At 45.6% G+C, this 13,890-nt stretch carries 8 protein-coding genes; 3 read left to right on the top strand and 5 right to left on the bottom strand.

Annotated features, from left to right (window positions below):
* Positions 1-39: 39 nt before the first annotated feature.
* From BCT81_RS06690 to malT, 3 genes are all read right to left on the bottom strand, one after another.
* Positions 40-480 (bottom strand): hypothetical protein, encoded by a 441-nt coding sequence (locus BCT81_RS06690; RefSeq protein ID WP_008215856.1) that lies wholly within the window; start codon positions 478-480, stop codon positions 40-42.
* An 87-nt stretch (positions 481-567) separates the two neighbouring features.
* Positions 568-1,488, bottom strand: coding sequence for a DUF368 domain-containing protein (locus tag BCT81_RS06685; RefSeq protein WP_008215853.1), 921 nt, complete (start codon positions 1,486-1,488; stop codon positions 568-570).
* Between the two features lie 562 nt (positions 1,489-2,050).
* Positions 2,051-4,759 (bottom strand): HTH-type transcriptional regulator MalT, encoded by a 2,709-nt coding sequence (gene malT / locus BCT81_RS06680; RefSeq protein WP_102423608.1) that lies wholly within the window; start codon positions 4,757-4,759, stop codon positions 2,051-2,053.
* A gap of 567 nt (positions 4,760-5,326) precedes the next feature.
* Between malT and BCT81_RS06675 the strand changes: the two genes are divergently transcribed.
* The 3 genes from BCT81_RS06675 (at position 5,327) to glgB (ending at position 12,495) form a co-directional block, all read left to right on the top strand.
* A complete protein-coding gene (locus BCT81_RS06675; protein WP_102423607.1) occupies positions 5,327-7,780 on the top strand; it encodes a glycogen/starch/alpha-glucan phosphorylase in 2,454 nt (817 codons plus the stop codon).
* 174 nt (positions 7,781-7,954) lie between these two features.
* Positions 7,955-10,135, top strand: a complete 2,181-nt coding sequence (gene malQ, locus BCT81_RS06670; protein ID WP_102423606.1) for a 4-alpha-glucanotransferase — start codon at positions 7,955-7,957, stop codon at positions 10,133-10,135.
* Between the two features lie 176 nt (positions 10,136-10,311).
* Positions 10,312-12,495 (top strand): 1,4-alpha-glucan branching protein GlgB, encoded by a 2,184-nt coding sequence (glgB, locus tag BCT81_RS06665; protein WP_102423605.1) that lies wholly within the window; start codon positions 10,312-10,314, stop codon positions 12,493-12,495.
* Between the two features lie 81 nt (positions 12,496-12,576).
* On the opposite strand, the gene BCT81_RS06660 is transcribed toward glgB, so the two are convergent.
* Together BCT81_RS06660 and BCT81_RS06655 are read right to left on the bottom strand one after the other, a co-directional pair.
* Positions 12,577-13,047, bottom strand: coding sequence for a TetR/AcrR family transcriptional regulator (locus BCT81_RS06660; RefSeq protein ID WP_102423604.1), 471 nt, complete (start codon positions 13,045-13,047; stop codon positions 12,577-12,579).
* Between the two features lie 261 nt (positions 13,048-13,308).
* A complete protein-coding gene (locus BCT81_RS06655; protein WP_102423603.1) occupies positions 13,309-13,779 on the bottom strand; it encodes a hypothetical protein in 471 nt (156 codons plus the stop codon).
* Between the last annotated feature and the right edge of the window lie 111 nt (positions 13,780-13,890).

Below are 13,890 nucleotides of genomic sequence, written 5' to 3'. Positions count from 1 at the left end.
GTACAAACGCTACAACCAGCGCTAGCGACCAATTCTTACTCATCTTGTCATCCTTATTGCAGGTTTTACGGTTTCAACACCATCGGTGAGCTCACCAAGCCAAGTCATGTGATCCATGGTACACACGGGCAAAATGACATCACCTTCATAGATGTTGTTACCAGTATTTTTTAATTGGAAACGTGCTGAGCCCATTTCCATCTCTAAACCGGTCAGCGATAGCATCAAGGTTTCAGAGGCCGCGCCTTCCCACACCACTTTGATTTTTGTTGGGACTAGAGGTTGAGCTGTTTCATGCTCAAGGGTCATAGCAACGCTGTCTTGCTCACACGATGTTGTTGAAAGCATGCAGTAGTCATCTAAGTTGACGTCAGGAGAGTGGCTCTCTACTACCGATTTAAATTGCTCGACTGCCTGTGGTCCATAAAAGCCAGCGACTAGCGCAATACCGAGCGCAGCAACCTTTAATGCTGGGTGCATGTCGTGTTCTCATTTGATTCAATTTACTGACACGTCGCTATTTAAGGAAAGCACCCTACATGCGAAATGCTGCTCGATTGTTAGAGGTTAGTCAGCATTGCGCTCGGCAAACTTTTCTAAGCCAAGAACTAATGCGATGGCAACCAACATCATGATCACAGCCAAGGTCAGTTGAGAAGGCTGAGAGGTGACGGCTTCGAAGTTAAATGGAGACAAGTTCTCTTGAATGAGAGGCACTTGCTCACCTTTAGAGTTGATGCGCCAGCTGATGGTCTCTTTCCAAGGCCAGATCTTAGGCAGCGTACCGATCATCAAACCAGTTAAGAACACAAGCGTGAAGTCGCGGAATGAACGCAATAGCCAAGACAGTACATGTGAGAAAGTCAGCAGTCCGATCACACAGCCCGCAAGGAATAGCGCAAGTACATCGACTTGAAATGATTTAACGGCGCCAAGCACTGGGCCATACATGCCAATCAGGAGCAGAATAAAGCTGCCTGAAATACCGGGTAAAATCATCGCGCAGATAGCAATTGCACCCGCAATTAAGACGTTGATGCTGGTTGGCTCCATTTGCAGTGGCTTAAGCACAGTTATGCTATAAGCGAAGGCAACGCCAAGCAGTAGAAAGACGAATCGAATCATATCGCGCTTTTCTACTTGCTTAAGAATGTGGAAAACCGACACCAAGATTAAACCAAAGAAGAAAGACCACAGTGGAACTGGGTGGGTGACCAATAACCAAGAAATCAGTTTTGCGAATGTCGCAATGCTGGTGAACACGCCTGCGAATAATGAAATTAGGAAAAAGCCATTGATGTGGTTAAACGCGGCTTTGAAGCCTTCGCGCTTCCATAAACCAAGTACGCTAGGGTTAATTCTGCGAATGCTTTCTAAAAGCGTATCGTAAATACCTGTGATGAATGCGATGGTTCCGCCTGAAACGCCTGGGACAACGTCAGCCGCGCCCATGGCCATGCCTTTGAAAAAAGTACTTAAGTAGTTCATTGCTTCATAGAGTTGAGGGTGATTTCGTGCAGTATACAAACTTTGCTGTCAAAAAAGTATGAATATGCTACTAAGAAGGTGCTTTTCTTACTCTCTTAATTGTAAGGCAATACGTTGATGTGAATATCTGCCTAACATTTAAAATACAGTCACTTAGTAATTTATCATTAATGCTAGGGATGAAACTGGTCTCTTATCAATATTGCATCTTGATTGCATTATGCAAATGCACTTTGCAATTCGCATGTAAAATTAGCCGCTTTTATGCGATGCAGGGCTTATAAAATGCCTAATTAAAGTTGGCACGCTAACTGCATAGTACTAATCGACCCTTCTTAAGCCGAGGGTCACCTAGCCAACTGACGTTGTTAGTGAACCTATGATTTGTTCACAAATATATAGAGCCAATCGCGATTATTGCGGTTGGCTATTTTTTTGCCTGTCATTTGGTGTTCTCCTTTTTCTACTCCCGCCTCTATACTTTCAGGCTCTGAATTTCAGGTGAAAAAAAAGCCAGCCACCGTCGGTGACCAGCTTGTGTTTTCTCGAATTTCGAATCCGTTTAGTAACCCATTAACTGCAACAAATTCTCTGCTGTGCTTATCGCTTCTTTACGGTTAGCAATATTGAGCTTCTGATAAAGATTTCGAATGTGAGTTTTGATCGTGGTGCCTGCTACATCCAGTTCTTGAGCGATTTGCTCGTTACTGAAGCCAGAGTAGATCAAGCCCAGTACCTGCCATTCACGTTGAGTGAGTGGGCTGGTGCGCACAAGCTCAGGAATGTTCGGGTGGTTAACCAAGTTTTCAACAAAGTCTTCATCAAAGTGAACTGAGCGGCTGCGCTGCGTAGTCGAGATATCCTTCATGATTTGCTGTGCTCGGTGACGTTCTAAATCACCCAAGCCAGGTTTGTTGCTCAACTTATCTAGAATATGCCCGATAGTGCCACCATCGACCAAGAAGTTACCGACCATGCCTGTTTGGTTGGTCATGTGTAGGGCTTCTTCAAGCAATACACGTGCGCTGTCTTCATCGTTGATTTGCGTGCGTAAAACAGCCTCGACGATCAAGTTTCTATTCGTATCGGTAATCAAGTGTGAGCGCTGTGCTTCGCTCTTTAAGAACGCTAATGCCTCTTCAGCCTCTTCATATTGCTCAAGAATAATGTGAGCACGCACAATGTTTCGCCACTGAAGCTGACAGAAGTGGTTGCTAGCAGACTCCGGTCTTACAGCAACGCTTAGCCAGTCACTGATTGCATCTTTATCGCCTTTCACTTGCCAGAACAAGATCAGAGATAGTGAAGCATTCGCCGTCCAGTCAACGTGGTAGGTTGATTGACGCAGTAAATGTTGGATCTGGTCGATAAACTTCGATGCTTTGTCGATCTCACCGCGGCTCAGTGAAATACGAGCAAGCATTGAGTAACTATGAAGGTGTTTGCTTGGAGAGTGGTGACCAAGGATATCTAAGCCTTTGTAGCAACACTCTTCCGCTTCATCTAAACGGTTCCAACACCAGAAGATCTGTGCTCGTACGCGTAGCAAGAATTCATGCAGAGGTACATATTGCAGTTGGTGCTCTTCAATCAATTTGAACGCGCTGTCTTGCAATTCAAATGCCGCTTGAACGTAGCCTTGAGCTATCAAAATTTCACTCTGCTGAAGAATCGCCCACAGTGCCTGATGGTAAACCTGATACTGGCGAGCCAACTTCTCAGTTTGCTGCATCATGGGTAGAGCACGGCTTAGGTTACCCATTACATGATTGACTTCGCCAACAACCGAGGTTGCCACAATGCGGCTGCGGTAAACCGTGGTATTAAGTTGGCTTAGAGAAAGCTCTGCGAGTTCGAGCGCTTTTTCAGGTTCATTGCTGTTGATAGCAACTTGTGCGCGTAGTGCGTTGTATTGGCCTTGCTGCTGAGTATCGAGTTCAATGTTTCGTGCTTGATACTGAGTTTCTGCCTCTTCTAACAAGGTACCCACTTGATCATAACGGTGCTGACTTTGTGCTAACCATGCGCGTAGCATCGACAGCTTTGGTTCGCTGTAGAGCTGATCGGTCGTGAGCTGCTTAATTGCCATCTCTAGTGATGACAACTCACCTTGGTTGAACATCTGCCAACCGTGTTCGCTGAGGATTTGAACAATCAAATCAGGATCATCGGCGCGTTGTGCGTGACGCAGTGCTTGATGAGGTGTCTTCTGTTTGATCCACGCTTTTGCCGCACTGCGGTGCAGCTCAGCTTCTTGTTGTGGAATGCGAGCTTGGCGCTCATGGGCAAGGAATTCACCAAACAGATTATGGAAGCGATACCAGTTCTTTTCTCCCTCAAGAGGGTAGATGAACAGGCCAAATCGGTTGAGAGATTCGATCATTCCAAGCGCATCTTCGCGTTGAGTAAGTGCGCACACCAATTCATCATTAAAGTGGTCAAGTACAGAACATTGCATCAAGAACTGGCGGGTTTCTTTGTCTAGCAAGTCGAAGACTTCTTCAACCAAGTAATCCCATAAATGAGCATGGTTGAAGTGAGAGAACGACTCAGCAGACTGTGCCAGCGTGCGCTTTTGGTGCTGTGCTTGAAGGGCGATAAGTTGCAGTGCAGAAGGCCAACCTTCGACATAACTACAAATACTATCGGCGGTTGTGTCATCAATGCCATCGGCAACGCGTTGATTAAAGAAGCGTGTGGTCTCTTCAGTATCGAATGCCAAAGAGTCATTGCCTAGTTCGATCATTAAGTCACGAACGCGAAGGTTTGCTGTACCCAGTGGTGGTGTTCCGCGGCTGGTCACAACAAGCGTGAGGTTGTCGGGCATGTGCTTAAGGAAAAAGCGCATGGCTTCGTGGATGTCGTCATTGTTCACCAGGTGATAGTCATCTAACACAAGGAAACATTCCTGATGGAACTCAGACATCTCGGCGAACACTTCGCTTAATAGAGAGTGTAGCGATGAAAATTGTCTTTTCTCTGCCAGCTTTTGCGCATTAGGGCAGGCGTTTTGCGTCGCTTTATTGAGTGATTGAAGCAGGTAGTTGATAAAACGGAAGGCATCGTTGTCACTGTCATCGATGCTATACCAACCCACGTTGGGTTTATCTACCAACCACTGGGCAGCCATGGTGGTCTTGCCGTATCCAGCTGGAGAGCGGAACAGTACGAGTTTATAGCAATCTGCATTCTGAAGCAGATCGAGAACCCTAGGACGCAGAATTGCATTGTGTAAGCGGCCGGGACGAGTCAGTTTCGAAGGGATCCACATGTCGAAGTTTTACACCTATTCCGTGGCTATGGTCTGGAATCTATCAAGCACACATAAAGTGCAGTCCAATGACACTAGCCTAATTACTTAAGTCTTTACTCATATTACGTGAAGCAAAACGACACCGACTATGATCCTCCGCAGAAACCTTGCACTCCTGCATGTTTTTGAGTCTCTACGCCCTTTATTTGTGACTTTTCTCACAAAGTGTGGTGGTTCGATAATGTGACTTTGTTTCTGATTGCACTGTATTTAATGCAAAAGATGATACCCGGAAAATATTTTCGTGATCTGAAACTCAGATTTGACAATGACTCTAATTAGGTCAAATAAAAATCACATCAATCGAAGTTAAGTTATCGAACGAGAGCTTGTGATCTTAGTCACTCCAAGTTTTTGTTCGAAGTCAGAACATGAGAGTCAGATCACTAACCCTATGTCGGTACGCCCCCTACGCCCTCCCATCTACTCCTAGTTTGGCGCGTTAGCGGGAGGATGTTTAGTTTCTGGTGACCATGCACGATATGTCACAGATGAATTAGAACTATTAAAAGCGAGATTTCTGAAATGAAACCAACTCAGCAAAAAACTTTCGATAAAGTGTCGTTCCAAGAAAGCGTTAAGAAACATCTATCTGCAACCTACGCAACTACAATAGAAAACGCAGACAGCCGCGCATGGTACCTAGCTATGGGTCGCGCGCTAGCCGAACTTACAACATTTGACCTGTTAGAAACTGAAAATGACGAGAAAATCAAAAATGCGAAGAGCGTGAACTACCTCTCGCTAGAATTCTTGATTGGTCGTCTAACGGGTAACAACCTAATCAGCATGGGTCTGTACGAGCAGATCACGCATGCGATGGAAGAGTTAGGTCAAAACCTGACTGACCTTCTAGAAGAAGAACGTGACCCATCACTAGGTAATGGTGGTCTTGGTCGTCTAGCGGCTTGTTTCATGGATTCTTGTGCTGCTCAAGAATACCCAACGGTAGGCTACGGTCTTCACTACGAATACGGCCTATTCAAGCAATCTTTCCAAGACGGTCGTCAACAAGAAGCACCAGACGCATGGCGTGGTGTTGAAGGTTACCCATGGGAAGTAGCTCGTCCTGAGCTTGCGCAACACATTGGTTTTTACGGTCATGTTGAAGTTGAATACATTGACGGTAAAGAAGTGCGTACTTGGGTTCCAGGTATGGAAGTAAAAGCAATGCCTTGGGATCTGCCAATCGTAGGTTACGAGTCAAATACGGTTTACCCACTGCGTCTATGGGAATGTCAGGCTATCGCACCATTCTCACTAGCAAGCTTCAACAACGGTGACTACTTCGAAGCACAACACGCGCTAATCGATGCGGGTAACATCACTAAGGTTCTTTACCCGAACGACAACCACGAAAAAGGTAAAACGCTTCGTCTAATGCAGCAGTACTTCCACTCTGCAGCATCTGTTCGCGATATCCTACGTCGCCACGAAGCAGCAGGTTTTGCTCTAGCTGACCTACCTAAGCAAGAGACTATCCAGCTTAACGATACGCACCCAACAATCGCGATTCCTGAACTAATGCGCATCCTAATCGATGAGAAAGGTCTAGATTGGGATACAGCATGGGACATCAGTGCAAACACGTTCGCTTACACGAACCACACACTACTGCCTGAAGCACTTGAGACTTGGTCTGAGTCGCTAATCCAGCGTCTACTTCCACGTCACATGGAAATCATTTTTGAAATCAACCACCGCTTCCTGCAAGAAGTTCGTAAGATGTGGCCTGGTGACGGTGAGAAGCAAGCGAAGCTTTCTATCATCCAAGAAGGTTTCCACCGCATGGTTCGCATGGCAAACCTATGTGTAATTGGCTCTTACAAGGTAAACGGTGTAGCAGCGCTTCACTCTCAGCTAGTTAAGAAAGACTTATTCCCTGAGTTCAACGAAATCTTCCCTGGTAAACTGACTAACGTAACAAACGGTATTACACCACGTCGTTGGTTGAAGTTCTGTAACCCAGGTCTGTCTGCGCTAATCACAGATAAGATCGGTTCAGAATGGCCTGCGAAACTTGAGCAGCTAGAAGGTATTGCTAAGTACGCGACAGACGCGAAATTCCAAAAAGAATTCATGGCGGTTAAGAAAGAAAACAAACAGCGCCTTGCTGATTGGGTTCAAGAGAACATGGGTATCGAGTTAGACACTAACGCTATCTTCGACGTGCAAATCAAGCGTCTACACGAATACAAGCGTCAGCACCTAGACTTGCTACACATTCTATCTCTGTACCACCGTATTCTTAACGAACCTGGTTTTGAGTGTGAGCCACGCGTATGTTTCTTTGCAGCGAAAGCAGCACCGGGTTACCACCTAGCGAAAGAAATCATCTTCGCGGTTAACAAGATTGCAGAGAAGATCAACAACGATCCTCGCATTGGTAACAAGCTTAAAGTGGTATTCATCCCTGACTACCGTGTAAGCATGGCGGAAATCATCATTCCGGCAGCTGACGTTTCTCAACAAATCTCGCTAGCGGGTAAAGAAGCATCAGGTACGGGTAACATGAAGATGGCTCTAAACGGCGCTCTGACTATCGGTACGATGGATGGTGCGAACGTTGAGATCCGTGAAGAAGTGGGTGATGAGAACATCTACATCTTCGGTCTAGAAGTGGATGGCGTACAAGCACTGAAAGCTCAGGGCTACAACCCATATGACTACTACAACGCAGACCCACTATTGAAAGCGTCACTTGATCTGCTAACTGGTGAAGAGTTCACACCAGGTCAACCAGGCCTTCTACGTGCAACGTTTGATAGCCTGCTAGATGGCGGTGACCCATACCTATGTCTTGCTGACTTTGCTTCTTACGTGAAAGCGCATGAAGACATGGGCGTGCAATACAAAGACCAAGCGGGTTGGGCTAAGAAAGCGATTCTTAACACAGCACTCGTTGGTAAGTTCACATCGGATCGCTCTATCCGCGATTACGTGAATAACATTTGGAAACTTGAAGCGGTTAACCGTTAATAGTTTCAACGTAGCCAAGGCAGTCTCTGCCTTGGCTCAATTAGCTTGTGAGCAAACAGATGGCTTTACCGATAGCAATGCTCACAAACTGATTGTCACAAGCTAATTGATTAGTAACAGATTAAATAACAACCCTACAAAATTGAAAGCGTCAGAACGTTTTCGGAGAGAGCGATGAAAGAACAGACCGTATTAAAACAAGTCGCAGAAATGGCAAACATTGCCGACAGTTACGTTAGTGCGTGGGGCGATGAAGCACAGGTATCAGATGAGACAATTACATCTCTACTGGCTTCATTGGGCTACGATACAAGCAGCGATGATGCACTGCTTAAGTCAGCAGAAAGAAAACACAAAAAAGATGTACTAGACCCAGTTCTTGTCTTGCGTGATGGTGAGCCAGTAGAAGTGGCGCTGAATCTAGGTGTGAGCGCTCGTGAGAGTGAGTTCAGCTGGCGTTTAGATACCGAGCAAGGAGAGGTACTTGAAGGCTATCTTCAATCTCAAGTCGTTCGTGATGAGCGTGCAGAGGGTGGCCCTTTAGTGTTTGCATTGCCAAATGATCTGGCATGGGGTTACCACAAGTTAATTGTGAGCCGTAAGCGCCGTAAAAAGCCTTACGAAATGACGCTAATTATTACACCTAAAGCGTGCTTTAAGCAGTCGCCAATCGAAGAAGGCAAAAAACTTTGGGGACCAAGTGTTCAGCTTTACACCCTAAGAACTCAGCATAACTGGGGTATTGGTGATTTCGGTGACCTGAAACAATTGGTGGCTGATATCGCGTCTCGCGGCGGTGACTTCGTTGGTCTAAACCCGATTCACTCTCTGTTCCCTGCGAACCCTGAAGGTGCGAGCCCATACAGCCCGTCTTCACGTCGTTGGTTGAACATCCTATATATTGATGTGAGCTCAGTACCTGAGTTTGCATTAAGCGCTGAAGCGCAACAAACAGTAGGCAGTGCAGAGTTCCAACAGCGCCTTCAGAAAGCGCGTGATGCACACTGGGTGAACTACACCGAAGTGTCTGAGCTGAAGATGAGCATCTTGCCTCTGCTATTTACAGAATTTAGAACTCGTCACCTAGACAAAAACAGCGATCGCGCACAAGCATTCTTGGCGTTTGTTGAAGAGGGCGGTGATAGCCTGATGCACCAAGCGGCATTTGATGCTCTGCACGGTGAATTGCATGCTGAAGATTCTGGTATGTGGGGATGGCCGGTATTCCCTGAGAAATACCGTACATTCGACAGCCCAGCTACTCAAAAGTACATCAAAGACAACCTAGATAAAGTACATCTTTACATGTACCTACAATGGCTAGCTGACTGTCAAATCAACGATGCTCAGTCATTGGCTGAAGAAAAAGGCATGGCGGTTGGCCTGTACCGAGATCTAGCGGTAGGCGTTGCGGATTCAGGCAGTGAAACTTGGGCCGATGAAGGTAATCTTGTGATGGATGCAAGCATCGGTGCTCCACCGGATATTCTTGGTCCATTAGGTCAAAACTGGGGGCTTCCACCGCTAAACCCAGAAGTGCTTCAAGCGACGGGCTACGATGCTTACATCAAGCTACTTCGTGCAAACATGAAGCACTGTGGTGCGTTGCGTATTGACCACGTATTAGGCTTACTTCGCCTGTGGTGGATTCCAAAAGGTGAAGATGCAACGAAAGGCGCTTACATCTACTACCCAGTTCAAGACATGCTATCTATTCTTGCTCTTGAATCTCATCGTTACCAATGTAGCGTTATCGGTGAAGATTTAGGTACTGTGCCAGATGAGATTGTCGATATCTTGGCTGATGCAGGTGTGCACTCGTACAAGGTGTTCTTCTTCGAAACATCAGAAGAAGATGGCGGTTTCATCTCACCTGCTCATTACGCTGAACAGTCGATGGCGGCACTATGTACACACGATATGCCAACACTACGTGGCTTCTGGCACTGTGATGATCTGAAAATGGGTCAAGAGATTGGCTTGTACCCAGATCAAGAACAGCTGAACGGCTTGTTTGATGATCGCCTTGAGTGTAAGCAAGGTATCCTAGACTCTGTGGCATGGCATGGTTTCTTACCTGAAGGTGTAGGCCGTGACGCGAGCCAAGTACCAATGGATTCTTACCTTGCTGAAGCATTGCAGTTACACGTTGCTGCTGGTGGCTCAACATTGCTAAGTGTTCAATTGGAAGATTGGTTAGAAATGGACCAGCCAGTAAACATTCCTGGCACGGTAGATGAGTACCCGAACTGGCGTCGTAAGCTATCGATGAACCTAGACGAAATCTTTGCTCATGACGGCGTGAATCGAATTGCTTCTAAGCTCACAGAAGTTCGAGAAAAAGCAGGTAAATGATGAGTTTGAGTGGCTTTGAAAATAGGTGGTTTTTTGCTTACGGCGTACGAAACTACAACCTTGGTCACTCAATAATGAATGCTCATCTGGTAGAATAAATCGTCGTTATATTGCCCGCACTAATAGCGGGCATTTTTGTATTATATTTTTTGGATGTTTGGTTAGGGAGAAACGTTTTGGAACTAAGTTCGATTTCAAAGCAAAAACAAATATATACCCAACTATCACAGGCTTGTTTCACTGACCCATTTGCGTTTTTAGGGCCATACTTACCTTCAGAGCAAGGTGCATTACGTGTATGGATCCCAGGGGCAGATAAAGTCGAGTTGATTGTTGGAAAGGAACCTCGTATTGAGTTAGAGCGAGAGGATGAAAGTGGATTCATTCTTAAGCAAGAAAGAGACTTGCGTTTTACTCACTATAAGCTCGCAGTTGATTGGGCGGGAGTAGAGCAGATCATCGATGATCCTTACCAGTATCATGATCTGTACGCGAGCTATGAAGACCTTCACACACCTAAAGATATGTACCATCACATGGGGGCTCAGTTTGTTACGCTAGAGCGTGATGGTCAGACAATTTCTGGTACTCGCTTCTTGGTTTATGCACCGCATGCAACAGCGGCTAGCTTAGTCGGTAACTTCAACTCGTGGGACGGTCGCCGCCACCCTATGCAACGTTTGGACTACGGTATTTGGGGCTTATTCATTCCAGACTTGGAAGAGGGCGCTCAATATAAGTTCGAATTAAAAGGACCAAATGGTGAAGGCTTACCTCACAAGGCTGACCCATGGGGTTTCTACTCTGAGCAGTACCCTTCGTTCTCTTCTGTGACTTACGATCACGCTCGTTATGAGTGGCAAGATGCCAAATGGCAAAATCGCCCAGTGACAGAGAAGCGTAAAGAAGCGCTGTCGTTCTATGAATTACATGCTGGTTCTTGGAAGCGTAATGCTGAAGGTGATTTTCTAAACTACCGTGAGTTAGCGGCAGAGCTAATTCCGTACCTCACCGAGCTTGGTTACACTCACGTCGAGTTGATGCCAGTTTCAGAACACCCGTTCTATGGTTCATGGGGCTACCAGCCTGTTGGGCTTTTCGCACCAACGAGCCGCTTTGGTTCTCCGGATGATTTCAAATACTTTGTCGACCAATGTCACCAAGCTGGTCTAGGCGTTGTACTTGACTGGGTTCCAGCACACTTCCCAAGTGATGATCACGGCTTGGCTAACTTCGATGGTACACCGCTGTTTCACGACCCAGATCCACGTCGTGGTTGGCATCAAGATTGGAACTCTTACATCTACGACTTAGGTCGCGAACACGTACGTCGTTTCTTAGTGGCAAACGCGCTGTACTGGTTCGAGCAATTCCATATTGATGGTATTCGTGTGGATGCCGTAGCTTCAATGCTGTACCTCGATTATTCACGTAGTCATGATCAATGGATTCCAAATGTTGATGGTGGCAACGAAAACTATGACGCCATCGCGACATTGAAATGGATGAACGAAGAGGTCTACAAACATTTCCCGAACGCAATGACCATCGCGGAAGAGTCAACAGCATTCCCAGGTGTATCTGCACCAACATTCATGGGCGGTTTAGGTTTCGGCTTTAAGTGGAATATGGGTTGGATGCATGACAGTTTGTCTTACATTCAGGAAGACCCAATTAACCGTAAATACCACCACGACACGATTACTTTCCCGCTGGTTTACGCACACAGTGAGAACTATGTATTGTCACTGTCTCACGATGAGGTGGTTTATGGTAAAGGTTCTATCCATAACAAGATGCCTGGTGATGAGTGGCAGCAAACGGCTAACCTACGCGCATACATGGGTTACATGTACGCACAACCGGGTAAGAAGCTTAACTTTATGGGGGCCGAGTTTGGTCAGACTGCAGAGTGGAACCATGATGATCAACTGCAGTGGTTCTTATTAGACTACGAACGTCATCAAGGTGTCCAAAAGCTAACCAAAGACCTCAACCATCTTTACCGTAATGAAGCTTCGATGCACGATCTTGACTTCGACCCACGAGGCTTTGAATGGCGTCTTCAAGACTCTGCAGAGGCGAGTGTCTTGGCTCATGAACGTATCAGTGAATCAGGTGAACGCGTACTAGTGGTTTCGAACTTTACGCCAGTACCACATGAGCATTTCCGCCTAGGTGTTCCGGCACAAGGCAAGTACAGCCTATTACTCAATACTGATGATACTAAATACAACGGCAGTGGTTATGACGTGAAAGAGGTTGTCGAAATCGAAGCCGTTCAGAGTGAAGGGCTGAATACCTCGATTGAGCTTCGCCTACCGCCATTGTCGACTATTTTTTACAAGCTGAACCCGTAATGTAGTCCGGCACAATGCGCGCGTAGATAATACAAAAAAGGGAACCTTATGGTTCCCTTTTTCTATTTGACAGTATCTTGTTTAGTGCTGCTTGAAGTTCGTAAGGTAGAGCATAGAGCGTCCTACTACGGTTTCAATAATCCTAATAGAGTTAGTTCCAAAGCTCTCGAGCATTTTATTTTTAAATGCACCGTCTGAGCTGATATTAAACTCTTCTGGGCTTTTAACCTGAGATGCATGAAAGAACATCAACTTGATCACGTATAGGAATTGTTCATTACCGAGAGCGTTTTGCCAAGACTGAAGAAAGGCTTCTTCCGATGAGAATTCTAGTCTCTCTATAATGATAGATAGCATGGGTTGGTGCAATACGGAGCGGATAGCACGAGTCGTTGGGTAATAGCCCTGAAGCGTCGTTATACTAACCCCAACTTCTTGAGCAATCCTTGCATAAGTTAGTGCTTCATGACCTTCAGCAAGAAAAAGGTTGAGTACAATTTCATCGTAATGTTTTTGATTTTCTAGCTTCTGTATTTTAGTAATTCGAGACATTTATAAATTATAGTTGTCTATTTCATATTGGGAAAGTCTTGGTATGTAAGGGAAATTCAGGTACGTAAGGCGCGGTGAGCAAATAAATAACGGTAGATTTATACGTGATAGCGTTAAATTAGCTTTAATCACGAGGTTTATAAGTTGTCGATAAAAGGATATAAAAATGGACGCACTGATTGTGCAGCCTTCTTCAGTTGCTTGTGTTTTAGGTATGAAAAAGGAGCTTTAAAGCCCCTTTTTTATTGACGATGTATTTGCTCAGTGCTGTCGGAAGTTCGTAAGGTAGAGCATAGAGCGTCCTACTACGGTTTCAATAATCCTAATGGAGTCAGTTCCAAAGCTCTCAAACATTTTCTCTCGGAATACACCATCTGAGCTGATATTGAATTCTTCAGGGCTTTTAACTTGAGATGCATGAAAGAACATCAACTTGATCACGTATCGGAACTGTTCATCATCGAGAGCGTTTTGCCATGATTGAACAAACGCTTCCTCAGATGAGAAGTCTAGGCTCTCGATTACGATCGATAGCATGTGTTGGTGTAACACAGAGCGGATAGCACGAGTTGATGGGTAGTAACCCTGAAGCGTCGTTAAACTAATGCCAATTTCTTGAGCAATCCTTGCATAAGTTAGTGCTTCATGTCCTTCAGCTAGAAAAAGGCTTAGTACGATCTCATCGTAGTGCTTTTGGTTTTCTAGTTTCTGTACTTGGGTAATTCGAGCCATTACAAATCTCTATTTCGCGCAACATTCTGTAAAAGGAATATTAAGAGTTTCTAAATTAGAATTCAAACCGAAGATGTGAGGAAACGGTTAGTTTATCGTCAAAATCCGATG

It is taken from the genome of Vibrio sp. 10N.261.52.A1, assembly GCF_002876325.1.
GTDB classification, from domain to species: Bacteria; Pseudomonadota; Gammaproteobacteria; order Enterobacterales; family Vibrionaceae; genus Vibrio; species Vibrio chagasii.
The sequence above is the reverse complement of the archived record's forward strand: the minus strand, read 5'-3'. Positions and strand labels throughout refer to the sequence as shown.

Coding starts and splice junctions, on each gene's coding strand:
- BCT81_RS06690 (WP_008215856.1), bottom strand. CDS start 480: ATGCACCCAGCATTAAAGGTTGCTGCGCTCGGTATTGCGCTAGTCGCT.
- malQ (WP_102423606.1), top strand. CDS start 7,955: ATGAAAGAACAGACCGTATTAAAACAAGTCGCAGAAATGGCAAACATT.
- BCT81_RS06655 (WP_102423603.1), bottom strand. CDS start 13,779: ATGGCTCGAATTACCCAAGTACAGAAACTAGAAAACCAAAAGCACTAC.
- BCT81_RS06675 (WP_102423607.1), top strand. CDS start 5,327: ATGAAACCAACTCAGCAAAAAACTTTCGATAAAGTGTCGTTCCAAGAA.
- BCT81_RS06660 (WP_102423604.1), bottom strand. CDS start 13,047: ATGTCTCGAATTACTAAAATACAGAAGCTAGAAAATCAAAAACATTAC.
- BCT81_RS06685 (WP_008215853.1), bottom strand. CDS start 1,488: ATGAACTACTTAAGTACTTTTTTCAAAGGCATGGCCATGGGCGCGGCT.
- malT (WP_102423608.1), bottom strand. CDS start 4,759: ATGTGGATCCCTTCGAAACTGACTCGTCCCGGCCGCTTACACAATGCA.